Raw genomic sequence first — 25418 nt, forward strand, 5'->3', positions numbered from 1 at the left:
TCACCCCCCGTACACTGTCCTTCGGCAATCCCGGCGCCGGGTCGTCCCCCTGCACGCCCCCCGGCTCCCCTTCCTGACATGGCTCCCCAGCCCCTCACCGTCCTGACGGCGCTCGGCGCCGGCGCCACGGCCTCCTGGCTGGCCATGCCGCTGGTGCTCGCCCAGGCCGTTCCCGTCCTCGATCCGGCGGACCAGGTGACCCCGGCACCGGCACCGACGCCGGTGCAGCGTCCCTCGGTGCGGATCGCGGCGCCGGTGACCCGCCCCGAGTTCCAGGCGCCGGTGCAGCCCCTGGCCCCCCCGCCCCCGGTCACCGGGGAAGCCCCCACGGCCACCCTGCGGCCCGGAACGGCGGACCGCCGGCCGGAGCCGCCCCGCCGCTTCGATGCCTCCCTCGATGCCCTGGTGCGGGAGGGGGTCGTCACCCCCGCGGAGCGGGTGCGGGTGCGCGGCTCGCTGCTGTCGCCGCAGGAGGCCGCCACCCGCAGCCGGGCCTGCAGGGCCGGCGCCCTCTCGGCCCAGGAGTGCAGCACCGGGGTGATCATCATCGGCCGCGGCCGCAAGGATGGCCTCAGCGACGGACTGGGCGAGGGGGATCTGGTGGCCGGGGGTCGCGGCGCCGGTTTCGGCGGCTTCGGCTTCGATGCCTCGCCCCTGCCGCCGATCACCGTGCCCGTCAGCGCCCTGCTCACCGGCGCCGGCGGCAGCTTCCGGCTCACCGACGTCTTCCGCGTCACCCCCCGGCCCGCCCCGATCATCGGCAACGGCAACCAGCGGCTGCTGTTCCCCCTGATCGGCTCGGCCGTCACCACCAGCGGCTTCGGCTATCGCCTGCACCCGGTCTTGGGCAGCTGGCTGATGCACGCCGGCCGTGATCTGGCGGCGCCCGAGGGCACGCCGGTGGTGGCCGCCCTGTCCGGACGCGTTGTCAGCAGCGGCCTGGCCGGCGGCTATGGCCTGGCGGTGGAACTGGAGCACGACCGGCCCCGGCGCCGCACCCTCTACGGCCACCTCTCCGAGCTCTACGTCAAGGACGGGGAGATGGTGCGCCAGGGCGAGGTGATCGGCCGGGTCGGCAGTACGGGCCTGAGCACCGGGCCCCACCTGCATTTCGAGCTGCGCCTGCCCCAGGACGGCGGCTGGGTGGCCACCGATCCGGGCGATCTCGATCCGGGCGGCGGCCTGTTCGCCGGCCTGGCCGGAACCGACGGCAGCGGCCCCACCGACGCGGTGGCCCTGCTGATGGGACAGCTGATCGCCACCCTCGAGCGTCCCCGCTCCCCCCTGCCCCTGCCCGGGGAGAAGCTGGGCGTCCCCCCCGCCGCCCGCCCGACGCCGGGCTGAGGGCCCCTCAGGCGCTGATGCGGCCGTCGCGGAAGTGCACCACCCGGTCGGCCCTGGCGCCGACCTCGGTTTCATGGGTCACCAGCAGGATGGTGATCCCCTGGGCATTGAGATCACCGAACAGGCTCAGCACCTCCTCGGTGGTGTGGGAGTCGAGGGCACCGGTGGGCTCATCGGCCAGCAGCATGGCCGGATCGTTGATGATCGCCCGGGCCAGGGCCACCCGCTGCTGCTGGCCACCGGAGAGCTGGTTGGGCTTGTTCTCCAGCCGGTGGGAGAGGCCCACCCGATCGAGGGCCGCCAGGGCCCGTCGCCGCCGCTCCTCCTTCGGGACACGGGCATAGATCATCGGCAGCATCACGTTGTCGATTGCGCTCAGCTGGGGCAGCAGGTGAAACTGCTGGAACACGAAGCCCAGCTGCTGGTTGCGCAGGTCGGCCAGCTCGTCGTCGTCGAGGCTGTCCACATCGGTGCCGTTGAGCCGGTAGCTGCCGGAGCTGGGCCGGTCCAGGCAGCCGAGGATGTTCATCGCCGTGCTCTTGCCGGAGCCGCTGGCCCCCATCACCGCCAGGTAGTCGCCCTGCTGGACCGTCAGGGAGAGGTCGTCGAGGGCGCGCACCTCGGTGTCGCCACTGCCGTAGACCTTCGAGACGTGGACCAGTTCGGCCACCGGTGGGGGGAGGGACTCCATGGCAGCCAGGCTAGGGAAATCTGCCCCCGACTCAGCCCAGCGGGGCGATGGCGGCGGCAGCGATGGCCTGCTGCAGGATCGGGGTGCCGGCCACGGTGGAGCTGGCCCAGTCGAACAGGGGGCTGGAGAGCACCCCGCCCACGGCGGTGATCACCACACAGCCCACCAGCGCGGCCCGAAGCGGTTGCATGCCGGCCAGGTTCCAGGTGATGGCGGGGTAGGCCTTGACCACATCGGAGGCCTCCTGGGGTTCCTTCACCACCATCATCTTGATCACGGAGATGTAGTAGTAGATCGACACTACCGAGGTGACCAGACCCACCACGACGAGCAGGTACTGGTGGTCGGCCCAGCCGGCGAAGAAGAGGTAGATCTTTCCGAAGAAGCCCAGCATCGGCGGGATGCCGCCGAGGGAGAGCAGGCACAGACTCAGGCCCAGGGTGATCAGGGGATCCTTCTGATAGAGGCCGGCGTAGTCGGCGATGCGGTCGCTGCCGGTGCGCAGTGAGAAGAGAATGATGCAGGCGAAGGCGCCCAGGTTCATGAACAGATAGGCCGCCATGTAGAGCACCATCGCCGAGAAGCCGTCCTCGGTGCCGCACACCAGGCCGATCATCACGAAGCCGGCCTGGCCGATGGAGCTGTAGGCCAGCATCCGCTTCATCGAGGTCTGGGCCAGGGCGACCACGTTGCCCAGCACCATGCTCAGCACCGCCAGCACGGTGAACAGGAACTTCCACTGGGCATCGAAGCTCTCGAAGCAGCCCACCAGCAGCCGCACCGCCAGGGCGAAGCCGGCTGCCTTCGAGCCCACCGAAAGGAAGGCGACGACGGGGGTGGGGGAACCCTCATAGACGTCGGGTGTCCACTGGTGAAAGGGCACGGCCGCGATCTTGAAGGCCACGGTGGCCAGCACGAACACCAGGGCCAGGGCCGTGATCGGCGAGGCGCTCGTCTGCAGGGCCAGGCCGATGGTGGCCAGGCTGGTGGCACCGCCGCTGAGGCCGTAGAGGAGCGAGGCGCCGTAGAGGAACACAGCAGCGGCGGCCGATCCCACCAGCAGATACTTCAGGGCCGCCTCGGAACTGCGGGCATCCCGCTTCATGTACCCCGCCAGCAGGTAACTGGCGACCGAGAGGGTCTCCAGGGAGATGAAGATGCTGACCAGGTCGGTGGAGCCGCACAGGAACATGGCCCCCAGAGTCGCCGCGAGCAGGATGGCGGCGTATTCCCCCATCGGTGTGCCGCTGCGCTCCACATAGCGCCAGCTCAGCAGCAGGGAGATCAGGGTGGAGGCGGCCACCACCGCCCGGAAGGCGATGGCCAGGTTGTCGGCCAGGAAGGAGCCGAGGAAGGAGGGCTCCAGGGGGCTGTTCCACTGCAGGGCCAGCAGCACCAGGGAGGCGCCCAGGCCGCCGTAGCAGATGGGCGGCACCCAGCGGCTGGCGGCCTTTTCACCGGCCAGGTCGACGACCAGGCACACCACCAGGGTGAGCAGCACGGCCACCTCCGGAGCGATCGCTCCGGCGTTCAGCTGCAGGGCCAGGGCGCCGGTCCCCAGACCCGAGACGATGGCCTCAGCGGCGGAAGCGGCGGTGGTGGCGGCAGGGATGACGGAGCTCGCTGCTGCCAGAAACAGGTCGGCCACAGGGTTCGGGTAGGCACGCGATGTGGCGGACTGTAGCTGCCATCTGGGGGGGCGGTCTGGTGCCCGGATACCCGCTGGGCCCGTCGATGCGATAAAGAAGGAAGCGGTATCGCGCCTTCCCGTGGCCCACACCCTGGTCATCGTCGAGAGCCCCACCAAGGCCCGCACCATCCGGGCGTTCCTGCCCAAGACCTTCCGGGTGGAGGCGTCGATGGGCCACGTGCGCGATCTTCCCAACAACGCCAGCGAGATTCCGGCCGCCCACAAGGGCGAGAAGTGGGCGAACCTCGGCGTCAACACCGCCAACGGCTTCGAACCCCTCTACGTGGTGCCGAAGGACAAGAAAAAGGTGGTCAAGGAGCTCAAGGACGCCCTCAAGGACGCCGACCAGCTGCTGCTGGCCACGGATGAAGACCGGGAAGGGGAGAGCATCAGCTGGCACCTGCTCCAGCTCCTGGGGCCGAAGGTGCCGGTGAAGCGGATGGTGTTCCACGAGATCACCAAGGAGGCGATCGGCCGCGCCCTCGACCAGACCCGTGATCTGGACATGGAGCTGGTCCATGCCCAGGAGACCCGGCGCATCCTTGATCGGCTGGTGGGCTACACCCTCTCGCCCCTGCTCTGGAAGAAGGTGGCCTGGGGCCTCTCCGCCGGCCGGGTGCAGTCGGTGGCGGTGCGGCTGCTGGTGCAGCGCGAGCGGGCCCGGCGGGCCTTCCGCAGCGGCAGTTACTGGGATCTCAAGGCCCGTCTGGAACAGACGGCCTCGCCCTTCGAGGCCAAGCTCACCCACGTGGGGGCCGAGCGCATCGCCGGCGGCTCCGACTTCGACGAGACCACCGGCGGCCTCAAGCCCGGCAGCAAGGTGAAGCTGCTCAGCGAGGCCGAGGCGGCCGCGCTCAAGGCCGCCGTCGAAACCTCCCCCTGGCGGGTGGCGGCGGTGGAGGAGAAGCCCACGGTGCGAAAGCCCGTGCCCCCCTTCACCACCAGCACCCTGCAGCAGGAGGCCAACCGCAAGCTGCGGCTCTCGGCCCGCGACACCATGCGCACGGCCCAGGCCCTCTACGAGCGCGGCTTCATCACCTACATGCGCACCGACTCGGTTCACCTCTCCGACCAGGCCCTGACGGCGGCCCGCAACTGCGTCGGCGCCATGTACGGCAAGGAGTTCCTCAGCCCGGCGCCGCGCCAGTTCAGCACCAAGGCCCGCAACGCCCAGGAGGCCCACGAGGCGATCCGGCCCGCCGGCGAGAGCTTCCGCACGCCGAAGGACACCGGCCTCGACGGCCGCGACCTGGCGCTCTACGAACTCATCTGGAAGCGCACCGTGGCCAGCCAGATGGCCGATGCCCGGCTCACCCTGCTGGCCGTCGACATCGAGGCGGCGGGTGCCACCTTCCGGGCCAGCGGCAAGCGCATCGACTTCGCCGGCTTCTTCCGCGCCTATGTGGAAGGCAGCGACGACCCCGATGCGGCCCTGGAGGGCCAGGAGGTGCTGCTGCCCTCGCTCGCCGTCGGTGACGCCCCCCTCTGCCGGGGCGTCGAGGCCCTCGGCCACCAGACCCAGCCCCCCGCCCGCTATAGCGAGGCGGCCCTGGTCAAGACCCTGGAGAAGGAGGGCATCGGCCGCCCCTCCACCTACGCCAGCATCATCGGCACCATCGTCGACCGGGGTTACGCCACCCTGCAGAACAACTCCCTCACCCCCAGCTTCACGGCCTTCGCCGTGACGGCCCTGCTGGAGGAGCACTTCCCCGACCTGGTGGACACGGCCTTCACCTCGAAGATGGAGCACACCCTCGACGAGATCTCCACGGGCAAGGTGTCCTGGCTGCCCTACCTGGAGGGCTTCTACAAGGGGGAGAAGGGCCTGGAGACCCAGGTGCAGCAGCGCGAGGGTGACATCGACCCCGGCATCTCCCGCACGGTGGTGCTGGAGGGCCTGCCCTGTGTGGTGCGCATCGGCCGCTTCGGCGCCTACCTGGAGACCAAGCGGGTGGCGGACGACGGCAGCGAGGAGCTGCTCAAGGCCACCCTGCCCCAGGAGATCACCCCGGCCGATCTCGACGCCGAGAAGGCCGAGCTGCTGCTGCGCCAGAAGGCCGAAGGCCCCGAGTCCCTTGGCGAGGATCCCGAGACCGGCGAGCAGGTGTATCTGCTGTTCGGCCAGTACGGCCCCTATGTGCAGCGCGGCCAGGTGAGCGAGGAGGTGCCCAAGCCCAAGCGCGCCTCCCTGCCCAAGGGCGTCAAGCCCGAGGACCTCAGCCTGGAGGACGCCCTGGGGTTGCTGCGGCTCCCCCGCCACCTGGGAGAGCACCCCGACGGCGGCAAGGTGCAGGCCGGGCTGGGGCGCTTCGGTCCCTACGTGGTCCACGACAAGGGCAAGGGCGAGAAGGACTACCGCTCCCTCAAGGCCGAGGACGACGTGCTGGCCGTGGGGCTGAGCCGGGCCCTGGAGCTGCTGGCCATGCCCAAGAAGGGCCGCGGCGGCCGCACCGCGCTCAAGGATCTCGGCGTGCCCGAGGGCTCCGAGGAGGCCATCCAGCTCTTTGACGGTCCCTACGGCCTTTACGTCAAGCAGGGCAAGGTGAACGCCTCCCTGCCGGAGGGCACCACCGCCGACACCATCAGCCTGGAGCAGGCGGTGGAACTGCTGGCCGCCAAGGCCGCCAGCAGCAAGGGGGCATCCCGGGCCCGGGCCGGCACTAAGGCGGCCGCCAAGCCCGCCGCCAGGAAGACCGCCGCCAAGACCGGAACCACCAAGACGGCAGCCGCCAAGGCCCCCTCCACCAGGAGCGCGGCCGCCAAGGCCACCGGCACCACCACCACCGCCGCCGCCAAGAAGCCCCCCGCCACCACCAAGTCCGGTCGCCTGCGGGCCAGCGCCGTGCGGGTGATCAAGCCCGCGGCCAGCTGATGGCCCCGCCCCGCCCCCCCCTTTCGCTGGCGGGACCCCTGCTGACCCTGCCCCTGCTGCTCTCCGCCTGCGGCGGCACCCCCTTCGGCGACGCCCTCTCCCGCAGTTTCTCGCGCGCCCCGGCGGCTCCCGCCGCCCCGGCACCCGTGAGCCGGACCACCGCGCCGGCCACACCGGCTCCCGCCCCGGCCGCCCCGAAGCCTGCGGCCGGCAAGGAACCTGCGGTGCCCGGAGCGACCACGCCGGCCGGCCAGGCGGCCGGTGCCCTCCCGGTGGCCCCCGCGGCCCCGGCGGTCCGGCCGGCCCCCTACCGCGTCACCATCCGCCTGCCCCAGGCGGATCCCTCCGCCCCCGCCGAGGTGGTCACCAAGGCCCTGCGGGCCGCCGGCGTGCCCTTCGAGGTGGAGACGATCGAGCGCATGCCATCGGCCGGGTCCGGGGCCGTCGAGACCCCTGCGGCTCCCGCGGGCGCCGCCAACGGCAGCGCCCCCGCCACCTCCCGACCGGCGCCGGCGCCGCGCTGACCCGATGACCCCTCCCCTTCGGCGCCAGCTGAGCCATCGCCAGGCGCGCCAGCTGATGGACACCGCCTACCTGGCGGCCGCCACCGCCCTGCTCTGGGTTGCGCTCTACTACCTGCCGGTGGGCAGCCCCCTGTTCCGCCTCGCCCTGCCCCTGCCCCTGGCCCTCCTGCAGCTGCGCCATGGCTGGCGCTGCGCCCTGGAGGGCGTGGTGGTGACGACCCTGCTGCTGGTGGCCCTGATGGGGCCGATCCGCGGCCCCCTGGTGCTGTTCCCCTACGGCCTGCTCTCCCTCTGGCTGGGCTGGGGCTGGCGTCGCCGCAGCAGCTGGTGGCTCACCCTGGGGGTGGGCGGCCTGATCGGCGCCGCCGGCTTCCTGGTGCGGGTGGCCGTGCTCTCGGTGCTGGTGGGGGAGAACCTCTGGGTGGTGATCACCACCGCCGCGGCCAACCTGCTGGACCGGCTGGCGGGGGTGGTGGGACTGGCGGGCGGGTTCGACCTCGACCAGGTGCAGGTCGCTGCCCTGCTGCTGGTGCTGCTCCAGAACCTGATCGTGGTGCTGGCCCTCCACGCCGTGGCCTACTGGATCTTCCCCCGGCTCGACCAGCCGATCAGCGAGCCACCGCCGGCCCTGCGCGGCCTGGTGGCCCTCGACCCCCTTTGAGCCTGCCGGGGCGGATCGCCGGCACCGCGGCTGCCGCCGAGGTCTGGGGCCGGCCCTGGCGGCAGGGGTGGCGGGAGGCGGAGGTGCTGGTCCTGCTGGCGGGCACGGACACGGCCGCCGTCCCCGGCATCTCCGCCGCCGGCGCCACCCCCGCCTCCCGCCGCCGCACGGCGGCCGCCGATGCCGAGCTGCTGCTGCTGGGCCCCGCCGGTGAGCGCCCCCATGCCCTGCCGCCCCTGCCCGCCGGCGTGTCCCCCGCCCTGATCAGCCATGTGGTGCTCCGGGAGCTGGGCCTGGTTCCCCTGGTGGTCGACCTGGGCTGCCCGGTGGCTCCGGCGGTGCCCCACCTGCGGCTGCCGGGGACGGCGGGGGCCGGGCCGGCCCGCTGCCTGAGCGGGGGGGCGGCCCTCGATCCGGGGCGGCTGGAGGCCCTGCTGGCCCTGGGCCGCCGCTGGGGCGAGCGCCTGGCGCCGGGGCGCCCCCTGCTGCTGGCGGAGTGCGTGCCCGGGGGCACCAGCACCGCCCTGGCGGTGCTGACGGGCCTGGGGGTGGCGGCCGATGGGCTGGTGAGCGGCAGCCTGCGCCACCCCGACCATGGCCGCAAGGCGGCCCTGGTGGCACAGGGGCTGGGCGCGGCGGGCCTGGCCGTGGCCGGAGCTGGAGATCGGGCCGATGCGGTGCTGGTGGCCGCCGCCGTGGGGGATCCGATGCAGCCCCTGGCCGCCGCCCTGGTGCTGGCCGCCGCCGCCGCCGGCCGGTCCGTGCTGCTGGCGGGGGGCAGCCAGATGGCGGCGGTGCTGGCCCTGGCCCTGGCCCTGGCGCCCCCCTCCCTGCGCCCGGCGGTCGCCGCCGCCGCGGCCGTGGGCACGACGGCCTGGGTGGCCCAGGAGGCCGGCAGCGACCTGGCCCTGCTGCTGCAGCGCATCGGCGCGCGCTGGGGGGTGGAGCCCCTGGCCTTCGCGGCCGACCTGCGCTTCCCCGAGCCCTGCCACCCGGCCCTGGCGGCCTACGAGAACGGCTATGTGAAGGAGGGGGTGGGGGCGGGGGGCCTGGCCCTGCTCTGGCAGCTCAGCGGCCGTCCCGCCCCGGCCCTCGCCCGCCTCTGCGACCAGGCCTGCGCCACCCTGCTGGGGCCGCCGCCGCCTACGGTCCGCTGAATGGGTGCCCCCTTCTCCCCACCGCCGACCCCGGCCCTCAGCCGCCGCACCCTGCTGCGTCTCGGTGCCGCCTCCGCCCTCACCCTGCTGGCCGGCTGCGACCGCCAGGAGACGCTGCTGCTGGCCAGCCGCGGCGACCTGCCCGCCGCCTGGGCCCGGCGCCTGCCCAAGCCCTGGCGCAGCCAGCTCCTGGAGGATCCCGCCCAGGTGCTGGCCCGGGCGGCCGCTCCCCTGACGGGTCTGCTGCAGCTCAGCGATGGCTGGGCCACCGAGCTCAGGCCCGCCGACCTCCAGCCCATCGGCACCCCGGCCCTGATCGAGCGGCTGGCGCCGATGGCGGCCCCGCTGGCCCGCCTCCAGGGCCCGCCCGGCGCTGCTCCCCTGGCCTTCCCCTGGTCCTACAGCCCCTGGGTCCTGGTGTTGCGCAGCCGCCCCGACCTGGCCCGGCGCCGGGACGAGGGCTGGGATCTGCTGCTCGACCCCAGCCTGGCCGGCCGGCTGGTGCTGCCCTCCTCCCCCCGGGTGACGATCGCTTTGGTGGGGGAGGACCCGGAGCGCCTGCGGCGGCTGCGGCGCGCCGCCCTGGCCTACGACGAGCGGGACGGCCTCAGCCTGCTGCTCACCGGTGAGGCCGAGGCCGCCGTGCTGCCCCGCCAGCGGGTGGTGGGCCTGCTGCGCCGGGATCCCCGGCTCCAGGTGCTGCTGCCCGAGAGCGGCGCCCCCCTGACCTGGAACCTGCTGCTGCGGCCGGCCGGCCCGCATCCGGAGCCGCCCCTGGAGTGGCTGGGGGAGGCCCTGGAGCCCCCCCTGCTGCCGGCCCTGCTGGCGGGCGGCTGGGTGCCGCCCCTGCCCAGGGAGCAGCTGCAGCGGGCCCTGGCGGACTTCCCGGCGGCCACCGCCGCCCTGCTGCTGCCCCCCCAGCCGGTGCTGGAGCGCTGCTTCAGCCTGGCCCCCCTCACCGTCGCCGAGCGGACCGCGTTGCAGCGGCTCTGGGATGGGGCCGCCCCGGTTCCCGCCGCCTGATCCATCCGAGCAGGCTCAGCCCCACAGGCGCCGTCGCGGGGCGGCCGCCAGCCGGCGGTGGGTGTCCGCCAGCAGGTCGGGGATGGGCAGCTGCAGCGGACAGCGGGGCAGGCAGTCGCCGCAGCGGCCGCAGGCGGAGGCATCCACCGCCTCCCACCAGTGGCCGGCCCGGCCGATCAGGTTGTAGCGCTCCGTGGCGAAGGGCTCCATGCCATGGCCCACCGCCAGGTTGCGCAGCCGCAGCAGGGCCGGAATCGGCACGGCGTTGGGGCAGGGCAGGCACTGGCGGCACTGGCCGCAGCGGTCGGCCCCGAGCCGCTCCCTGCCGGCCGCCTCCAGGCGGGTCAGGGCCGCCGCCAGCTCCCGCCCGTCGCTGGTGGCGCCGGCGTCGGCCAGCCGCACCGCCCAGGCCAGATCCGCCGGCACGGCGGCCCCCAGGGTGAGGGTGCTGATCCCCTCGGCCAGCAGGAAGCGGTAGGCCAGCTCCAGCGGTGCGAACGGGGCGCAGTCGGCGACCAGCTCAGCGGGTGGGTCATGGAGACGGCCGCCCTTGTCGGCCGGGGAGATGGCCATCACGCCGATCCCCGCCGCCAGGGCGGCCCGGGCCAGGGGCAGCCGCTCCTGGTCGAACAGGTGCACGTGGAGGCTGCAGAAACTGAAACGGCCGCTTGCCAGGGCCGCGTCGATCAGGCCGGTGTCGCCGTGGCTGCTGAAGCCCACCTGCCCCACCAGCCCCTCCCCGGTGGCCCAGGCCAGCAGCTCGGCCCCTGGCCCCGAGAGGGCCCAGGCCAGATGCTCCGGCCGGTTGAGCCCATGCACCGCCAGGTTGTCGAGCCGCTCCACCCCCAGCCGCCGCAGGCAGGCCCGCAGCTGGGCCCGGCCGTCGTCCAGCTCCGCTCCCGGCAGCAGCTTGCTGGTCAGCACCAGGGCCGCGCGGCCGGCGGGATCCCGCTCCCCCAGCCGCGCGAGGGCCCGGCCGAGAAACGCCTCGGCCGGGCCATAGGCGGGGGCGGTCTCGATGTGGTTGATGCCCGCCGCCACGGCCGCGTCCAGCACCGCCTCCATCACCGCCGGGGCGTCGAGGGCCCGCATCGTGCCGAGGGTGAAGGCCGACACCGGCCGCCCCCGTCCGAAGGGCCGCCGTGCCGCCGCCAGCGGCGGCACCGGCGGCTCAGAGGCCAGGGGCGCCGGCCTCGGGGCCGTCCTCCGGGCCCGGATCGGCCTCGGCGACGGTGCGGCCGATGTGGCGGATCAGGTCGGCCGGGGTGGTGCGCTCCAGGAAGCGGCGGAAATCCTCCTGGTCTTCGGCATCGGCCTCCGCATCCACGGGAATCGAGGCGTCGGCGACCACCTCCTCGAGCATCCAGATGCCGCTGTCGGTGCGCAGGGCCAGGGCGATGGCATCGCTGGGCCGGGCGTCCAGTTCCAGCAGCTGGTCGGTGCCGTTCTGGAGCTTGAGGACAGCCCGGAACGTGTTGTCCTCGATCGTGTGAATGATCACCCGCTCCAGCCGCAGGCCGCCGGCCTCCAGCAGGCTGGCCATCAGGTCGTGACTGAGGGGCCGGGGCGGCCGCTCCCGGTTGAGGCCCGAGAGGATGTTCTGGGCCTGGGCCTGGTCGATCCAGATCGGTACCTGCCGGCGGCCGGAAGGGTCCCGCAGCAGAACGATGGGGCTGCGGCTGGCCGCATCCAGGGCGATCCCGGCGACACGCATTTCAACCATGGTCGGGCCCGTCCCTCGTGCGTGTTGGTCCCCGTGAAACGATTATGGCCAGTGCCGCCGCCTCAGGGGATGTTCACCGGACTGGTGCAGGCCATCGGCAGGCTGGAGCGGAGTCCGGCCGGTGTGCGGGTGCGCACCGACCTCGGCCCCCTGGCCCTGGGGGACAGCGTCGCCGTCGACGGGGTCTGCCTCACGGTGGCCGAGCTCCTGGCCGATGGCTTCCGGGCCGATGTCAGCGAGGAGACCCTGGGCCGCAGCACCCTGGCGGAGCGGGCCACCAGCCTTGGCCGGGTCAACCTGGAGCCGGCCCTGCGCCTGGCCGACCGGCTCGGGGGCCATCTGGTCAGCGGCCACGTCGATGGCCTCGGGGAGATCACCGCCATCGAGCGGCAGTCCGGGTCCTGGCGGCTGGAGGTGGCCTGGCAGGATCCGGCCTACGGGCGCTACGTGTGCGAGAAGGCGAGCGTGGCCCTCGATGGCATCAGCCTCACGGTGGCGGGCTGCGAGCCCGACGGCATTCGCTTCTGGATCGCCGTGATTCCCACCACCTGGACCGGCACCACCCTGGCGGAGCGCCGCGTGGGGGACCCGGTCAATCTGGAGGCCGACCTGCTGGCCAAGTACACCGAGCGGCTGCTGCGACCTGCGGCGGCGCCGCCCCAGGGCACCCTCTCCTCCGCCTGGCTGGCGGAGCACGGCTGGGGCTAGGGGCGCCGGCGCGGCCGATGCTGCGACAGATCACGTCTCGTTGTCAGCGGCAGGCGCCACCGTCACGCTGGCCTCAGTCAGAGCGGTGCCGATGTTGACCCCCGATGCCCCCTCCTCCCGCCAGGCCATGGGGGCGGCCCTGCGTGCCTTCACCCTGGCCGAAGGGGTGATGCTGATCGTGCTGGGGGTGCTGGCCCTGGTCTTTCCCGTGCTGGCCTCCAAGTGGGTCACCGCCGTGGTGGCCATCGCCTTCCTGGTGGGGGGCCTGGTGGGCTGGATCAGCTCCCTGCTGCGCTCTCCGGGCCTGAGCCGGGCGATCACCTTCTGGCGCCTGGTGACCTCCACCCTGTTCCTGGTGCTGGGGGTCTGGATGATCCAGCAGATGGCGGCCGGTCCGGCGGCGGCGGCGATTCCGATGGCGGGCCTGGCCCTGGCCGTCGGCGTGGTGTTCCTGGTGGAGGGGATGGTGGAGGTCCTGGTGGCGACCTCCCACCGTCACATCGCCGGCTGGCGCTGGGGACTGGTGAACGGCCTGGTGACCCTCGCCCTGGGGCTGCTGATCCTCACCATGAAGTTCTGGAGCCTGCTCTGGGTGGTGGGCACCCTGGTGGGCATCAGCTTCCTGTTCAGCGGCATCGATCTGCTGCGCTTCAGCGCCAGCTTCCATCCCGAGCAGGACTGAGGGCGCGGATCAGGAAGGGCCGTCGCTGCTGGCGCCGTCGAGGGGCAGCAGCCAGATCGAACCGGTCTCCTTGTGGATCTCGATCCGGAACTCCTGGCCCGGCTCCAGCCCCATGCGCCGGGTGTAGGCCTGGCCGATCAGCAGGTTGCCGTTGCCGTGGACCCGGGTGCGGAACTCGGCCTGGCGCCCCTTGCCCACCCCGGCTGAGCCGCCGCCGGCGCTCGACGGCACGGGGTAGCCCTTGGCCGCCACCAGGGCGCGATAGAAGTTCTTCCTGAGCACCCGTCCGCTCGGCCCCACGTAGCCGCAGGCCCGGGCGATCTGCTCCTCCGGCCGGTTGCTGAGGGAACGAGCCCGCTCCAGCAGGGCCTGGCCCTCCAGCATCACGGTGCCGGCTGGACTGTCCTCGTTGGCTGGTCCTTTCTGGGCACCCATCAGCCGGTCAGACGGAGACATCTGAATGAATTGTGCCGATTGCTGTGCTGAACGGGCAACGGTCAGCGAATCAGAGCAGGTAAAGAATCCCGTAAAGCACCACCCAGATGCCGTCGACGAAGTGCCAGTAGAGCTCGGCGGCCTCGAGGCCGAAGGGGTCGGCGCTGGTGACGCGGCCACCGTTGCGGGTCTGCACCCAGACCAGCAGGATGCAGATCACCCCGAGGGTGACGTGCAGGCCGTGGAAGCCCGTCAGGGCATAGAACGTGCTGGCGAAGAGGTTGTCGGTGAGGCCGAAGGGCAGGGTGAAGTACTCCACCATCTGGCCGGCCAGAAACGCCGCCCCCAGGGCCGCGGTGAGCAGCAGCCAGTTGCGGCAGGGCCCCATGCGACCCAGCAGCAGATTGCGGCCGGAGCGGTGGAAGGTGTAGCTGCTGACCAGCAGCAGCATGGTGTTGATCGATGGCAGCAGCAGTTCCAGCTCGTAGGTGGAGCCTGCCGGCAGGGGATTCACCGCCCGGAAGGTGAGATAGGCGGCGAAGAAGCCGGCGAAGGTCATCCCGTCGGCCACCAGGAAGGTGGCCAGGCCGAAGAGCCTGAGATCGGCATGGCCGCCGTGGTCCTCGGCGGCGGTCGCTTCGGCGGCGGTGGCGCTGCTGCTGGTGGCGAGGCTGGTCATGGCGGCCGGACGGCGGTGGGGGGGTGAAGCGGGCGGGGGCAGAGGGTCAGCGGCGGCCGGCGCCACTCCAGAGGTCCCGGCCGGTGGCGGCCTGAACGCTCAGGGTGTCTTCGTCGACCCCGTAACCGTAGGGGTGCTGCACCAGCGGCGCCTCACCGACCCAGTTCTCCACCGGCGGCGGTGAGGAGGTGAGCCATTCCGGGGTGAGGGCGTTCCAGGGGTTGTCGCCGGCCACCTGACCGCGGAAGGCGCTGACGATCACGTTGTAGAGGAAGGGCAGGCTGCTGACGGCCATCAGCAGGGCCCCCACACTGCTGATCTGGTTGAGGGTGGTGAAGCTGGGGTCGTACTCCGCCACCCGGCGCGGCATGCCGTTGAGGCCGAGCCAGTGCTGGGGGGCGAAGCAGAGGTTGAAGCCGATGAAGGTGAGCAGGAAGTGCAGCCGGCCGAGATCCTCGTTGAGCATGCGGCCGGTGAACTTCGGATACCAGTGATAGACCGAGGCGAAGATCACGAACACCGTGCCGCCATAGACGATGTAGTGGAAGTGTCCCACCACGAAGTAGGTGTCGTGGACATGGATATCGAAGGGCACCTGGGCCAGGGCCACGCCGGTGATGCCCCCGAAGACGAAATTGACGATGAAGGCGCAGGAGAACAGCATGGCGCTGTTCAAGGCCAGCTTGCCGCCCCAGAGGGTGGCCAGCCAGTTGAAGAACTTGATTCCCGTAGGCACCGCGATGAAGGAGGTGGCGATCGTGAAGAACAGCCGCATCCAGGGCGGGGTGCCGCTGGTGAACATGTGGTGGGCCCAGACCACCAGGCCCAGCACCACGATGGCCAGGATCGAATACACCATGGTGGTGTAGCCGAACAGGGGCTTGCGGGCGTGGATGGGCAGGATCTCGCTCACCAGCCCGAAGGCCGGCAGCACCATGATGTAGACGGCCGGGTGGGAATAGAACCAGAAGAGATGCTGGTAGACCACCACGTTGCCGCCCAGGGCCGGGTTGAAGAAGCCCGTGTGGGCGACGATGTCGAAGCTCAGCAGCAGCAGGGTGCCGGCCAGGACGGGGGTGGAGAGCACCACCAGGATGCTGGTGCCGAGCATCGCCCAGCAGTACATGGGCAGCTGCATCAGCTTCAGGCCGGGCCGGCGCAGCTTGAGCACGGTGGCGATGAAGTTGATGCCGCCGAAGATTGAGCTGCCCCCAAGAAGCAGCACGCTGACGATCCAGACGACCTGGCCGAGGGCCGGGGTGGTGATGCTCAGGGGTGGGTAGGCCGTCCAGCCGGACTGGGCCGCCCCGGTGATGAAGTAGCTGCCGATCAGCAGGATCCCTGCCGGCGGAATCATCCAGAAGGCCACGGCGTTGAGCCTGGGGAAGGCCATGTCCCTGGCGCCCACATAAAAGGGAATCAGGTAGTTGCCGAAGGCGCCGTTCACCACCGGCACGATCCACAGGAAGATCATCACGGTCCCGTGGAGGGTCAGAACTTCGTTGTAGGTTTCGCGGCTGACGAAATCCGAGATCGGGCTGGCCAGTTCGGCGCGGATCACGCCGGCTAGGGCCCCGCCGATGAAATAGAAGAGAAATCCGGTCACCAGGTACTGCAGCCCGATCACCTTGTGATCCAGGCTGAAACTGAAATAGCGCAGCCAGCCCTGCGGCTGAAGGCTCTCCTGGAAGTCGTTGGGGGAGGCGACGGTCATCGGGCGGATGGGTGCGGGCGGAGTCGGAATCGGGGTCGGGACGTCAGGCGGTGGGGTTGCCCGCGGCGCTGGCCACCGTGGCGGCCACGGGACTGTTCTTCTGCAGCCAGGCGTCATAGGCATCCGGCTCGTGCACCACCACGGTGGAGCGCATGCCGCCGTGGTAGGGCCCGCAGAGCTCGGCGCAGATGATCGGGTAGCTGCCCGCCTTGGTGGGGGTGAAGGTGAGCACGGTGGGCTGGCCCGGGATCACGTCCTGCTTGAGCCGGAACTGGGGCACCCAGAAGGCGTGGATCACGTCGTTGGCCTTCATGCGCAGCTCCACCGGCCGGCCGTTGGGCACATGCAGCTCACCGCTGGTGATGTCCCCTTCCGGGTAGTGGAAGATGAAGGCGAACTGCATGGCCGTCACCTCCACCGGCAGGACATTGGCTTCGCCGGCCGCCGTGCCGATGCCGCCCCAGACCCGGGGGGCCTTCACAGGGGCCGTGGCCTCGAGGGCGGGGTCCGCCGTGGTGACGGACGCCTCCATGGTTTCCATCCCCGGCATCCGGTGCATGGCGGAGTGGTCGTTGAGGCTGCTCATGCCCCCCATGCGCTCGTAGATGTCGTAGCTGTAGATGCCGACGAACAGCACCACGACCGCAGGAATGGCGGTCCAGACGATCTCGAGCAGCAGATTTCCCTCGATCGCCAGGCCATCGGTGTGGTCGCCGCTGCGGCGGCGGAAGCGCACCAGGCTGAACACCACCAGGCCGACGATGCCCAGGAACAGGATCGTGCCGATGCTGAACAGCACCCGGAACAGGGAGTCGTAGACAGGCGCGTTGGCGCTGGCATCGAGGGGCAGGAGGTCGACGTTGTACCCCACCCAGAGGCCGGACAGGACAAGCGCCATGCCCACCAGCAGGGTGACCAGGGAGGAGGGAATCGGCACGGGGACGGCGGCGGGACGGCTGACGGGAGGGTGGAGAGCCCCTGAGGCCAACAGCTTATGGACGGCCGTTCGCGCGCCGCGCGTTCGTTGTAACCAGCGAAGCAATTTCGGAGAAATTTCACATTCACTTCGGACGATGTGCTGATTCGCACATCTTTCAAGGCCTGCACACTTCCTGGCCCGTCAAGGCGCCTGTCCTGCCGTCCGGGGCCTGCTGCCGCGGCGGAAGGTCACTGCGAGCATGAAGCTCACCCATGCCCGGCAGTGGTGCGATCGGTTGCCGGGATCCCGGGGTTCCGAGGCTCCCCACACCCCGAGCTGCACCTGAGCGGAGCTGCGATGCCCTTCACCCACGAGCAGATCCAGAGACTCCGCCACCGCCATCGCGGCTACATCCTCACCCTCGCCACCGAGGTCCTGCTGATCCTGGCGCTGCCGTTCAGTCAGTCACACGCCTGGCTGCTCTCCCTGCTGCTGATCGGCCTGGCGGTGGTGCTGATCACCACCGTGACGCGCTACTCTCCCCTGGTCAGCACCCGGCCCCTGCTGTACGGGCTCGGTGGCCTGGCGCTCGCCCTGGAGGTGCTGTGGCATCTGGCCCTGGCCTTTGATCCACCCCTGGGGCGCCTCGTCACGGTGCCCCATGTGATCGCCTGGCTGCTGTTCTTTCTGGTGGCGCTGATGCGCAAGGTGAAGACCCTGGTGCGCGAGCCCTTCGTGACGCTGGCCGTGGTGATGGGTGCCACCTCCGGCTATCTCCTGGTCGGGATCGCCGGCGGGGTGATGCTGGTGGCCCTGTGGGTTCTGCACCCCGGCGCCTACGACCTCTCCGCCCTGCCGGTGCTTCAGGATCGCCACGCCGATGCCGTGGCCATGGCGCCGGCGCTGATGGCCGCCTCGTTCATGATCCTGACCAGCGTGGGCTCGGCGGTGCTGCGCAGCAGCGACGTGACCGGCCAGGTGATCACGGTGGTGATCACGATTTCGGGACAGCTCTATATCGCCATCCTGATTGCCCTGATCCTCGGTCGCTTCCACACCAGGCCCGCCAGGGCCAGGGCCTTGCCGTTGTCCCGTCCCCATCGGGAGGGCCACCAGCCCTCGCACCACTGACTCCGGACGCCCAGAGGCCCCTCTTTCCCTGTCGGCCGGGGCCTGTGCCTGCCGTTCCTTTCCCGGGGTGATCGCCACCGCTGAGGGGGCGAAGGGCCCTGCACGCGCCTCAGTTTCGTTGTAGCCAGAGCGGCAATTTTGGAGAAATTTCACATTCACTACGGGCGATGTGCTGATTCGCACATCTTTCAATGCCCGCTAACTTGGGCACCCGGAAGAGCAATCGTTCATGGCCGTGGCGCCGTCCGCGCAACCCCTGCCCCGGCCCCGGTCCGCCACCGGGGCGAGCTGGCCCGTGCGCCTGGTGCCCCTGCTCACCGCCCACCTCGTCGTCGCCCTGGTGGCCCTGGTGGCCATCGGTGGCGCCACCCGGGTGATGCAGGCCGGTCTGGCCTGTCCCGACTGGCCCCTCTGCTACGGCGTGCTGTGGCCGGGCCGCCAGTGGAACCTGCAGGTGTTCCTGGAGTGGTTCCACCGCCTCGACGCATTCCTGGTGGGTGTGGCCCTGCTGCTCCTGTTTGCCCTCAGCCTGCGGTTCCGCGCCCGCTTCCCAGCCTGGCTGCCCTGGGGTGCCGGCCTGGCCCTGGCCCTTGTGGCTGTCCAGGGCGGCCTGGGGGCCCTCACCGTGCTCAGCCAGCTGGCCGCCCCCACCGTCACCCTGCACCTGGCTGCGGCCCTGAGCCTGGTGCTCCTGCTGAGCGCCATGCACCAGGGGCTGGAGCGCCGCGGCGACGTCGCGGCCGTCGATCTGCCGCGCTGGTGGTCCCCCCTCCCCGTCCTGGCCGCCCTGCTCGTCGGCGGCCAGTGCCTGCTGGGCGCGGCCATGGCCAGCCGCTGGGCCGCCCCGCTCTGCCTTGAGGCCGGGGAGGGCTGCCACTGGCTGCTGCTGCACCGGCAGGGGGCCTATCCAGCGGCGGTGACGGTGCTGCTGCTGGCGGCCGCCTCCGTGGCCCTCCCGGCCGGCAACGGCCGGTGCAGGGGGCTGGCCTTCGCCGCCGCTGGCCTGGTGGTGGTCCAGGTGGTGCTCGGGGTGCTCACCCTGCGGCTCCAGCTGGCCGTCCCGGCCGTCACCATCGCCCACCAGCTCACCGCCGCCCTGCTGGTGGGGGTGCTCGGTGGGCTCTGGGGACTCACGTTCCCCTCCCCATCCGTTCCTGACCGTCTTGAGGTGGCCCATGGTTAGTGTCAGCGCCGTGGCGGCCATCGCCGCTCCCTCCGCGCCGGCGGCGATCCGGCCTTCGGTGAAGCTCCCGGCCTGGCTGGAGGTGGCCAAGCCCCGGCTGATCCCCCTGCTGCTGGCCACCACCGTGGGCGGCATGGCTCTCACCGCCGCCTGGCCGCTCGATCCGGTGCGCCTGCTCTGCACCCTGGTCGGCGGTTCGATGGCCTCGGCCGCCGCCGGGGTCCTCAACTGCCTCTGGGAGCAGGAACTCGACGGCCGCATGCAGCGCACCAGCCGCCGTGCCCTGCCCTCGGGCCGACTGGCCCAGCGCCAGGCCTTCGGCCTCGCGGTCGCTCTCACCATCGCCTCGGTGCTGGTGCTGGTCCTGGGGGTCAACGCCCTGGCCGCGTCCCTGGCCCTGCTGGGCCTCTGCAGCTACGTGCTGCTCTACACGGCCCTGCTCAAGCCCCGCACCACCCAGAACATCGTCATCGGTGGCATGGCCGGGGCGATTCCGCCCCTGGTGGGCGCGGCGGCCGCCACCGGCCACCTGGGCTGGAGCAGCTGGTGGCTGTTCAGCCTGGTGATGGTCTGGACCCCGGCCCATTTCTGGGCCCTGGCCCTCCTCCTGCACGAGGACTACCGCTCCGTCGGCATTCCGATGCTGCCGGTGGTGAAGGGTCTGACGGTCACGGCCCGGGCCATCGGCCGCTATAGCTGGGCCACGGTGGCCCTGAGCCTGGCGGGGGTGGCCGCCCTCCCCAGCGGCGGCTGGCTCTACGGCCTGCTGGTGCTCCCCTTCAATGCCCGGCTGCTGCAGCTCAGCGCCAGCCTGGGGGAGGACCCGGGCGATCCCCGGCGGGCCCGCAGCCTGTTCCGCTGGTCGATCTTCTACCTCTTCGGCATCTGCCTGCTGCTGGTTCTGGCGCGCACGCCCCTGGCCAGTGCCGTCCACCCGGCCGCCCTGCTGGCCGCCGCCCTCCATCTGGCCCCGGCTGCGGCTGCCTAGATTGGCCTGGCTTCCAGCCCTTCGCGATTGATCCCGGCTTGATCGAGCTCGAGCACCTCAGCAAGCGTTTCGGTGGACGCAAGGTCGCGCCGGTGCAGGCCCTCGACGACCTCTCCCTCAGCGTGCCGGCGGGTTCCCTTTACGGTCTGCTCGGCCCGAACGGCGCCGGCAAGACCACGGCCCTGCGCATCCTCTGCACCCTCCTGGCCCCCGATGCCGGCCAGGTCCGGGTGGCTGGCGTCGATGCCCTGGCCGAGCCCCGGGCCGTCCGGCGCCTGCTCGGCTACGTGGCCCAGGATGTGGCGATCGACAAGATCCTCACCGGTAGGGAGCTGCTCCACCTCCAGGCCGCCCTGCACCACATGGGGGCCGCCGACCGTCTGGAGCGCACCGCCGAACTGATCGAACTGCTCGCCATGGGCGACTGGATCGACCGCCGCTGCGGCAGCTATTCCGGCGGCATGCGCCGGCGCCTCGACTTGGCCGCCGGCCTGCTGCACCGCCCCAGGGTGCTGGTGCTCGATGAACCCACCGTCGGCCTCGACATCGAGAGCCGCGCCACCATCTGGCAGGTGCTGCGTCAGCTGCGGGACCAGGGCACCACGGTGCTGCTCAGCAGCCACTACCTCGAGGAGGTGGATGCCCTGGCCGACCGCCTGGCCATCATCGACGGCGGCCGGGTGATCGCCGAAGGCACCCCCGCCGCCCTCAAGGGCGCCCTCGGCGGCGACCGGGTGACGCTGCGGGTGCGGGAGTTCAGTGACGAACAGGAGGCGAGCCGGGTACGCGACCTGCTCCAGGCCTGCCGCGGTGTCCGCCAGGTGGTGGTCAACCGGGCCCAGGGCTATTCCCTCAACCTTGTGGTGGAGGACAGCGGCGTGGTGGAGACCCTGCGGCAGCAGCTGGCCGAGGCCCAGCTGCCGGTGTTCGCCCTGGCCCAGAGCCGCCCCAGCCTGGATGACGTCTACCTTCAGGCCACCGGCCGCACCCTGAGCGATGCGGAACTCTCCGTGGCCGGTCGCCGCGACCTCAAGGAGGAACGCAAGCAGTCGATGCGATGACCCGCACCCCCCCATCCCCATGACCAGCGCCAGCCCCTCCCTGACCCCCCTTCCCGCCGCCAGCGGTGAACCGTCGGCCCTGGCCGAGATCGCCCAGGAGACGCTCGCCCTCACCCGCCGCCTGTTCGTCCAGCTGGCCCGGCGTCCCTCCACCCTGGTGGCGGGTGTGCTGCAGCCCCTGATCTGGCTGGTGCTCTTCGGGGCCCTGTTCGCCAACGCCCCGGAGGGTCTCCTGCCCGGCGGCATCAGCTACGGCCGCTTCCTGGGGGCCGGGGTGATCGTGTTCACCGCGTTCAGTGCCGCCCTCAACGCCGGGTTGCCGGTGATGTTCGACCGGGAGTTCGGCTTCCTCAACCGCCTGCTGGTGGCGCCGTTGCGCTCCCGCAGCTCGATCGTCTTCGCCTCGGTGCTTTACATCACCAGCCTGAGCCTGGTGCAGAGCCTGGCGATCATGGGCACCGCGGCCCTGCTGGGCTACGGCTGGCCCGGTGGGGCGGGGTTGCTGCTGGTGCTGGTCACCCTGCTGCTGCTCGTCTTCGCCGTCACAGCCCTCAGCCTCGGGCTGGCCTTCGCCCTGCCGGGCCACATCGAGCTGATCGCGGTGATCTTCGTGGCCAACCTGCCGCTCCTGTTCGCCAGCACCGCCCTGGCGCCGATTTCCTTCATGCCCCCCTGGCTGGGCTGGCTGGCGGCCCTGAATCCCCTTACCTTCGCGATTGAACCGATCCGCGCCGCCTACGCGGGATCCTTCCACCTCACCGATGTGGTGCTGGTGGCCCCCTACGGATCCCTCTCGGCCCTCACCTGCCTGGCCATCCTGGCGGGGCTGGCCGCCGGTCTGTTCCTGCTGATCCGCCCGATGCTGGATCGCAAGCTCACCTGACGCCCCGCCCCGTGTCCCTGCCGTCCCCCCGTCCAGAGCTTTCCCATCTGCTGCTCGAAGCCATCCGCCGCAGGGATGCCGCCACCGTCGCCCGCCTCACCGGCCAGTGGGCCCACCGCCATGGGGTGACCTCCCTGGAGAGCTTCCGCACCGGCAGCGTGGTTGCCGAGGCGGGCTGGGAGGCCGGCGACTGGCTGCTGCAGCACATGGACGCGGCGATGGCCCCCGCCAGCGTGACCATGGCCGAGGCCTTCGCGGCCCTCGAAGATTCCTTCTCCGCTCCCCTGCAGCCCAGCCCGGTCACTCCCATCAGGGCCGTCCCCGAGCCGACCGACCCCGTCACGGACACCGCCGAGGAGCCAGGCCCCGCCCCCCTTGCCACCCCCGTCGCCGCAGCCGAAGGGGCGGCCGGCCTGTCGGACGTCATCGCCTTGCATCCTCTGAGCCCGAGCGCCTCGCCGGCTCCGGCGCCCTCCACCCTGGCCGACCTGCGCTCCTGGCTCTCCGCGGCGCCGCAGCATCGCCGCGCCAGCTGATCCCCGAACCCTGCCCCCGCCCATGCCGTCCTCCCGTCCCCTGCCTGAGCGGGCCCAACTCGGCGGTCGGCTGATCGTCTCGGTGCAGGCCCCCGAGGGTTCGCCCCTGCGCGATCCCGCCGTGATCGCGGCGATGGCGGAGGCCAGCCTGCTCCAGGGGGCCGCCGGGGTGCGGCTCGAGAGTCCGGAGCACATCGGCGCGGTGCGGCGCCGCTGCCCCGAGGCCCTGATCGTGGGTCTCTGGAAGCGCAGCTTCCCCGGCAGCCCGGTGTACATCACCCCCGGGTGGGAGGAGATCCGTGCCGTCTGGGCGGCGGGAGCCGATGTGGTGGCCATCGATGCCACCGAGCGCCCCCGGCCCGACGGCCAGGAGCTGGAGGGGCTGATCACGCGGGCCAGGCAGGAGCTGGGGGCTCCGCTGATGGCGGATGTGGACAGCGTGGCGAACGGGCGGCGGGCGGCGGCCCTGGGCTGCCAGTGGGTGGGTACCACCCTCTACGGCTACACCGAGGCCACCGCATCGCTGCCGCCGCCCGCCTGGGACCTGCTGGGCCCCCTGAGGCAGGAGCTGCCCGAAGCGGTGGCCCTGATCTGCGAGGGGGGCATCGCCTCGAAGCAGGAGGCGACCCGCGCCCTCGCCTGTGGGGCCGATGCCGTGGTGGTGGGGACGGCGATCACCGGCGTGGACCTGCAGGTGGCCGCCTACGTGAAGGCCATGGCCGGCTGAGCCCCAGCCCAACCGGCCCGTGCGAGCCCCCCGGGGCTCACATCATGCCGGGCATGCCCATGCCGCCCATGCCACCCATTCCTCCCATGCCGCCCATTCCACCCATGCCGCCATCGCCGGCGGGGGGAGCGGCGGGCTCCGGCTTGTCGGCGATCACGGCCTCGGTGGTGATCAGCAGCGAGGCGATCGAGACCGCATCCTGCAGGGCGAGCCGCACCACCTTGGCCGCATCCAGGATGCCGACGGCGAGCAGATCGTCGTAGCTGTCGGTGAGGGCGTTGTAACCCTTGCCCTGGCTGAGCATCTGCTGCACCACCACGTCGCCGTTGGCGCCGGCGTTGATGGCGATCTGGCGGGCGGGGGCCGCCAGGGCCCGCTGGACGATCTCGACACCGGTGCGGACGTCGCCCTCGCAGCGGCTGGCCAGGGCTCCGAGTTCTTCGGTGAGTTCCACCAGGGTGCTGCCACCGCCGCCGACGATGCCCTCATCGATGGCGGCCCGGGTGGCGTTGAGGGCGTCCTCGATGCGCAGCTTGCGGTTGCGCAGTTCGGTCTCGGTGGGGGCCCCCACCTTGATCACGGCCACCCCGCCGGCGAGCTTGGCGATGCGCTCGTTGAGCTTCTCGCGGTCGTAGTCGGAGTCGGTGGCCTCCAGCTCCCGCTTGATCGCCGCCACCCGATCGCTGACGGCGGCGCGCTGGTCGTCGGCGGCCACGATCGTGGTCGTGTCCTTGGTGATGGTGATGCGGTGGGCATGGCCCAGGTCGGCCAGGGTGGCCTTGTCGAGGGTCATGGCCCGTTCCTCGCTGATCACCGTGGCGCCCGTGAGGATGGCGATGTCCTCGAGCATCGCCTTGCGGCGGTCACCGAAGCCCGGCGCCCGCACGGCGGCCACCTGGAGCACGCCGCGCGTCTTGTTGACCACCAGGGTGGCCAGGGCTTCGCCCTCCACCTCTTCGGCCAGGATCACCAGGGGCCGGCCGCTCTTGGAGACGGCCTCGAGCACCGGCACCAGGTCGAGGACGGTGCTGATCTTGCGATCGGTGATCAGCAGCAGGGGATTGTCGAAGGCGCACTCGCGCCGGTCCTGGTCGGTGACGAAGTAGGGGGAGGAATAGCCGCGATCGAAGGCCATGCCCTCGGTCACCTCCAGCTCGGTGGCCAGGGACTTGGATTCCTCCACGGTGATCACGCCATCGGCGCTGACCTTCTCGACCGCTTCGGCGATCATCCGGCCGATCTCCTCGTCGTTGCCGGCGCTCACCGTGGCCACCTGGCGGATGGCGTCGCCCGCCACGGCACGGGAGCGCTCGGCGATGCCCGCCACCACCACGGCGGTGGCCTGCTCCATGCCGCGGCGCAGGGCGACGGGGCTGGCGCCGGCGGCCACGTTGCGCAGGCCCTCATGGACCAGGGACTGGGCCAGGACGGCCGCGGTGGTGGTGCCGTCGCCGGCGGTGTCCTTGGTTTTCGAGGCCACCTGCTGGATCAGCTTGGCGCCCAGGTTCTCGAAGGGATCCTCGAGTTCGATCTCCTTGGCGATGGTGACGCCGTCATTGATGATGTCGGGGGCGCCGTACTTCTTCTCCAGCACCACGTTGCGACCCTTCGGTCCGATGGTGACCTTCACCGCATCGACCAGGGCATTGACGCCCCGCTCGAGGGACTCGCGGGAGGCATCGGCGAACTGGATCAGTTTGGCCATCGACGGGGTGACATCAGGAGCATCCGTCGCAGCGTCCCACAGCGACCCCGCCGCAGGCACCCGCCCCTCGGTGGGGAAAGCCGAATGTCCCGTTCAGGGACGGCTGCGGCCCCCCGCCGCAGGAGGTACCTTCGATCCATGGAAGACCTGCTGCAGCAGACCCTCGACAGCGCGGCCACCGAATCGGCCCTCGTCCCCAGCACCAACGCCGACGGCATGGTGTTTCTGCTGATCGCCGCCCTGGGCCTGCTGATGGCCCTGGTCTACGTGCCGATCCGCCTGTTCCTCACCCTCACGGCCCGCAGCCGTCGCCTGCGCCTGCTGCAGCGGATCCGCAAGCTGCGGGAAGACCTGGCCCAGCCCCTGGCTCCGGAATCCTGAG

The 25418-nt window shown here is 71.6% G+C and carries 25 protein-coding genes; 16 read left to right on the forward strand and 9 right to left on the reverse strand.

What is annotated here, in order from left to right; translation table 11 throughout:
- The first annotated feature begins 78 nt into the window (after positions 1 to 78).
- Positions 79 to 1344 carry a M23 family metallopeptidase gene (locus KUG39_RS04675; protein WP_216913328.1) on the forward strand — a complete coding sequence of 422 codons (1266 nt, stop codon included), beginning with the start codon at positions 79 to 81 and terminating at the stop codon, positions 1342 to 1344.
- A 7-nt stretch (positions 1345 to 1351) separates the two neighbouring features.
- Here KUG39_RS04675 and KUG39_RS04680 read toward each other — a convergent pair whose 3' ends face one another.
- Together KUG39_RS04680 and KUG39_RS04685 are read right to left on the reverse strand one after the other, a co-directional pair.
- Positions 1352 to 2035 (reverse strand): ABC transporter ATP-binding protein, encoded by a 684-nt coding sequence (locus tag KUG39_RS04680; protein WP_094587460.1) that lies wholly within the window; start codon positions 2033 to 2035, stop codon positions 1352 to 1354.
- Positions 2036 to 2066: 31 nt separating this feature from the next.
- Positions 2067 to 3608: an NAD(P)H-quinone oxidoreductase subunit N gene (locus KUG39_RS04685; RefSeq protein ID WP_216913349.1), complete on the reverse strand. Its 1542-nt coding sequence runs from the start codon at positions 3606 to 3608 to the stop codon at positions 2067 to 2069.
- A 196-nt stretch (positions 3609 to 3804) separates the two neighbouring features.
- Here KUG39_RS04685 and topA point away from each other — a divergent pair, with 196 nt between their 5' ends.
- From topA to KUG39_RS04710, 5 genes are read left to right on the forward strand one after another with little or no spacing between them, the layout of a single operon-like run.
- Positions 3805 to 6597, forward strand: a complete 2793-nt coding sequence (topA, locus tag KUG39_RS04690; protein ID WP_216913331.1) for a type I DNA topoisomerase — start codon at positions 3805 to 3807, stop codon at positions 6595 to 6597.
- A complete protein-coding gene (locus KUG39_RS04695) occupies positions 6597 to 7121 on the forward strand; it encodes a hypothetical protein (RefSeq protein ID WP_216913332.1) in 525 nt (174 codons plus the stop codon). Before topA ends, KUG39_RS04695 begins: the two co-directional genes overlap by 1 nt.
- Before the next feature lie 4 nt (positions 7122 to 7125).
- Positions 7126 to 7782, forward strand: coding sequence for a DUF2232 domain-containing protein (locus KUG39_RS04700; RefSeq protein WP_159818450.1), 657 nt, complete (start codon positions 7126 to 7128; stop codon positions 7780 to 7782).
- Complete coding sequence (locus KUG39_RS04705; RefSeq protein WP_216918238.1) at positions 7779 to 8939, forward strand: nicotinate-nucleotide--dimethylbenzimidazole phosphoribosyltransferase family protein; 1161 nt, start codon at positions 7779 to 7781, stop codon at positions 8937 to 8939. The genes KUG39_RS04700 and KUG39_RS04705 overlap by 4 nt, the downstream gene beginning before the upstream one ends.
- Positions 8940 to 9962, forward strand: coding sequence for a type 2 periplasmic-binding domain-containing protein (locus KUG39_RS04710; protein WP_216915915.1), 1023 nt, complete (start codon positions 8940 to 8942; stop codon positions 9960 to 9962).
- Positions 9963 to 9977: 15 nt separating this feature from the next.
- On the opposite strand, the gene KUG39_RS04715 is transcribed toward KUG39_RS04710, so the two are convergent.
- Positions 9978 to 11117, reverse strand: coding sequence for an aldo/keto reductase (locus tag KUG39_RS04715; RefSeq protein ID WP_216915930.1), 1140 nt, complete (start codon positions 11115 to 11117; stop codon positions 9978 to 9980).
- Positions 11118 to 11133: 16 nt separating this feature from the next.
- A complete protein-coding gene (locus tag KUG39_RS04720; RefSeq protein WP_216915913.1) occupies positions 11134 to 11685 on the reverse strand; it encodes a bifunctional nuclease family protein in 552 nt (183 codons plus the stop codon).
- 69 nt (positions 11686 to 11754) lie between these two features.
- On the opposite strand from KUG39_RS04720, the gene KUG39_RS04725 reads away from it, so the two are divergent.
- Positions 11755 to 12393 carry a riboflavin synthase gene (locus tag KUG39_RS04725; protein ID WP_216915912.1) on the forward strand — a complete coding sequence of 213 codons (639 nt, stop codon included), beginning with the start codon at positions 11755 to 11757 and terminating at the stop codon, positions 12391 to 12393.
- Between the two features lie 91 nt (positions 12394 to 12484).
- The gene (locus tag KUG39_RS04730) at positions 12485 to 13075 is read left to right on the forward strand and encodes an HdeD family acid-resistance protein (RefSeq protein ID WP_233133853.1); all 591 of its coding nucleotides are present in this window, start codon (positions 12485 to 12487) and stop codon (positions 13073 to 13075) included.
- Positions 13076 to 13084: 9 nt separating this feature from the next.
- Here the strand turns inward: KUG39_RS04730 and KUG39_RS04735 are convergent, their stop codons facing one another.
- From KUG39_RS04735 to KUG39_RS04750, 4 genes are all read right to left on the reverse strand, one after another.
- Positions 13085 to 13459, reverse strand: coding sequence for an AbrB family transcriptional regulator (locus tag KUG39_RS04735; RefSeq protein WP_216915928.1), 375 nt, complete (start codon positions 13457 to 13459; stop codon positions 13085 to 13087).
- A gap of 121 nt (positions 13460 to 13580) precedes the next feature.
- Positions 13581 to 14189 (reverse strand): cytochrome c oxidase subunit 3, encoded by a 609-nt coding sequence (locus KUG39_RS04740; protein WP_094584886.1) that lies wholly within the window; start codon positions 14187 to 14189, stop codon positions 13581 to 13583.
- Between the two features lie 46 nt (positions 14190 to 14235).
- Positions 14236 to 15903: a cytochrome c oxidase subunit I gene (gene ctaD, locus KUG39_RS04745; protein ID WP_094584885.1), complete on the reverse strand. Its 1668-nt coding sequence runs from the start codon at positions 15901 to 15903 to the stop codon at positions 14236 to 14238.
- Positions 15904 to 15946: 43 nt separating this feature from the next.
- Positions 15947 to 16840, reverse strand: coding sequence for a cytochrome c oxidase subunit II (locus KUG39_RS04750; RefSeq protein ID WP_094584884.1), 894 nt, complete (start codon positions 16838 to 16840; stop codon positions 15947 to 15949).
- A gap of 339 nt (positions 16841 to 17179) precedes the next feature.
- Between KUG39_RS04750 and KUG39_RS04755 the strand changes: the two genes are divergently transcribed.
- The 7 genes from KUG39_RS04755 to KUG39_RS04785 all read left to right on the forward strand — a co-directional run bounded on the left by KUG39_RS04755 (position 17180) and on the right by KUG39_RS04785 (position 23331).
- Positions 17180 to 17953, forward strand: a complete 774-nt coding sequence (locus KUG39_RS04755; RefSeq protein WP_216915910.1) for a hypothetical protein — start codon at positions 17180 to 17182, stop codon at positions 17951 to 17953.
- 229 nt (positions 17954 to 18182) lie between these two features.
- A complete protein-coding gene (locus KUG39_RS04760) occupies positions 18183 to 19136 on the forward strand; it encodes a COX15/CtaA family protein (protein WP_216915908.1) in 954 nt (317 codons plus the stop codon).
- Positions 19129 to 20124, forward strand: coding sequence for a heme o synthase (locus KUG39_RS04765; protein ID WP_094584881.1), 996 nt, complete (start codon positions 19129 to 19131; stop codon positions 20122 to 20124). The genes KUG39_RS04760 and KUG39_RS04765 overlap by 8 nt, the downstream gene beginning before the upstream one ends.
- A gap of 38 nt (positions 20125 to 20162) precedes the next feature.
- Complete coding sequence (locus tag KUG39_RS04770; protein ID WP_216915906.1) at positions 20163 to 21185, forward strand: ABC transporter ATP-binding protein; 1023 nt, start codon at positions 20163 to 20165, stop codon at positions 21183 to 21185.
- 19 nt (positions 21186 to 21204) lie between these two features.
- Positions 21205 to 22068 (forward strand): ABC transporter permease, encoded by an 864-nt coding sequence (locus tag KUG39_RS04775; protein WP_094584879.1) that lies wholly within the window; start codon positions 21205 to 21207, stop codon positions 22066 to 22068.
- Between the two features lie 11 nt (positions 22069 to 22079).
- On the forward strand, positions 22080 to 22604 hold the full coding sequence (locus KUG39_RS04780; RefSeq protein ID WP_216915904.1) for a hypothetical protein: 525 nt from the start codon (positions 22080 to 22082) through the stop codon (positions 22602 to 22604).
- Positions 22605 to 22626: 22 nt separating this feature from the next.
- Entirely contained in the window at positions 22627 to 23331 is a 705-nt protein-coding gene (locus KUG39_RS04785) for an N-acetylmannosamine-6-phosphate 2-epimerase (protein WP_216915902.1), read from the forward strand.
- 37 nt (positions 23332 to 23368) lie between these two features.
- Here KUG39_RS04785 and groL read toward each other — a convergent pair whose 3' ends face one another.
- Positions 23369 to 25036, reverse strand: coding sequence for a chaperonin GroEL (gene groL / locus KUG39_RS04790; RefSeq protein ID WP_216915900.1), 1668 nt, complete (start codon positions 25034 to 25036; stop codon positions 23369 to 23371).
- Between the two features lie 138 nt (positions 25037 to 25174).
- Here groL and KUG39_RS04795 point away from each other — a divergent pair, with 138 nt between their 5' ends.
- Entirely contained in the window at positions 25175 to 25417 is a 243-nt protein-coding gene (locus KUG39_RS04795; protein WP_094584875.1) for a hypothetical protein, read from the forward strand.
- Position 25418 lies beyond the last annotated feature (1 nt).

This window comes from Synechococcus sp. CCAP 1479/10, assembly GCF_019038515.1.
Classification (GTDB): Bacteria; Cyanobacteriota; Cyanobacteriia; order PCC-6307; family Cyanobiaceae; genus Cyanobium.

What these genes read in the sequence shown, in the direction of transcription:
- KUG39_RS04675 (WP_216913328.1), top strand. Translation starts at nt 79, where the DNA reads ATGGCTCCCCAGCCCCTCACCGTCCTGACGGCGCTCGGCGCCGGCGCC.
- KUG39_RS04680 (WP_094587460.1), bottom strand. Translation starts at nt 2,035, where the DNA reads ATGGAGTCCCTCCCCCCACCGGTGGCCGAACTGGTCCACGTCTCGAAG.
- KUG39_RS04695 (WP_216913332.1), top strand. Translation starts at nt 6,597, where the DNA reads ATGGCCCCGCCCCGCCCCCCCCTTTCGCTGGCGGGACCCCTGCTGACC.
- KUG39_RS04700 (WP_159818450.1), top strand. Translation starts at nt 7,126, where the DNA reads ATGACCCCTCCCCTTCGGCGCCAGCTGAGCCATCGCCAGGCGCGCCAG.
- KUG39_RS04710 (WP_216915915.1), top strand. Translation starts at nt 8,940, where the DNA reads ATGGGTGCCCCCTTCTCCCCACCGCCGACCCCGGCCCTCAGCCGCCGC.
- KUG39_RS04720 (WP_216915913.1), bottom strand. Translation starts at nt 11,685, where the DNA reads ATGGTTGAAATGCGTGTCGCCGGGATCGCCCTGGATGCGGCCAGCCGC.
- KUG39_RS04725 (WP_216915912.1), top strand. Translation starts at nt 11,755, where the DNA reads ATGTTCACCGGACTGGTGCAGGCCATCGGCAGGCTGGAGCGGAGTCCG.
- KUG39_RS04730 (WP_233133853.1), top strand. Translation starts at nt 12,485, where the DNA reads ATGTTGACCCCCGATGCCCCCTCCTCCCGCCAGGCCATGGGGGCGGCC.
- KUG39_RS04735 (WP_216915928.1), bottom strand. Translation starts at nt 13,459, where the DNA reads ATGCTGGAGGGCCAGGCCCTGCTGGAGCGGGCTCGTTCCCTCAGCAAC.
- KUG39_RS04740 (WP_094584886.1), bottom strand. Translation starts at nt 14,189, where the DNA reads ATGACCAGCCTCGCCACCAGCAGCAGCGCCACCGCCGCCGAAGCGACC.
- ctaD (WP_094584885.1), bottom strand. Translation starts at nt 15,903, where the DNA reads ATGACCGTCGCCTCCCCCAACGACTTCCAGGAGAGCCTTCAGCCGCAG.
- KUG39_RS04755 (WP_216915910.1), top strand. Translation starts at nt 17,180, where the DNA reads ATGCCCTTCACCCACGAGCAGATCCAGAGACTCCGCCACCGCCATCGC.
- KUG39_RS04760 (WP_216915908.1), top strand. Translation starts at nt 18,183, where the DNA reads ATGGCCGTGGCGCCGTCCGCGCAACCCCTGCCCCGGCCCCGGTCCGCC.
- KUG39_RS04765 (WP_094584881.1), top strand. Translation starts at nt 19,129, where the DNA reads ATGGTTAGTGTCAGCGCCGTGGCGGCCATCGCCGCTCCCTCCGCGCCG.
- KUG39_RS04775 (WP_094584879.1), top strand. Translation starts at nt 21,205, where the DNA reads ATGACCAGCGCCAGCCCCTCCCTGACCCCCCTTCCCGCCGCCAGCGGT.
- KUG39_RS04785 (WP_216915902.1), top strand. Translation starts at nt 22,627, where the DNA reads ATGCCGTCCTCCCGTCCCCTGCCTGAGCGGGCCCAACTCGGCGGTCGG.
- groL (WP_216915900.1), bottom strand. Translation starts at nt 25,036, where the DNA reads ATGGCCAAACTGATCCAGTTCGCCGATGCCTCCCGCGAGTCCCTCGAG.
- KUG39_RS04795 (WP_094584875.1), top strand. Translation starts at nt 25,175, where the DNA reads ATGGAAGACCTGCTGCAGCAGACCCTCGACAGCGCGGCCACCGAATCG.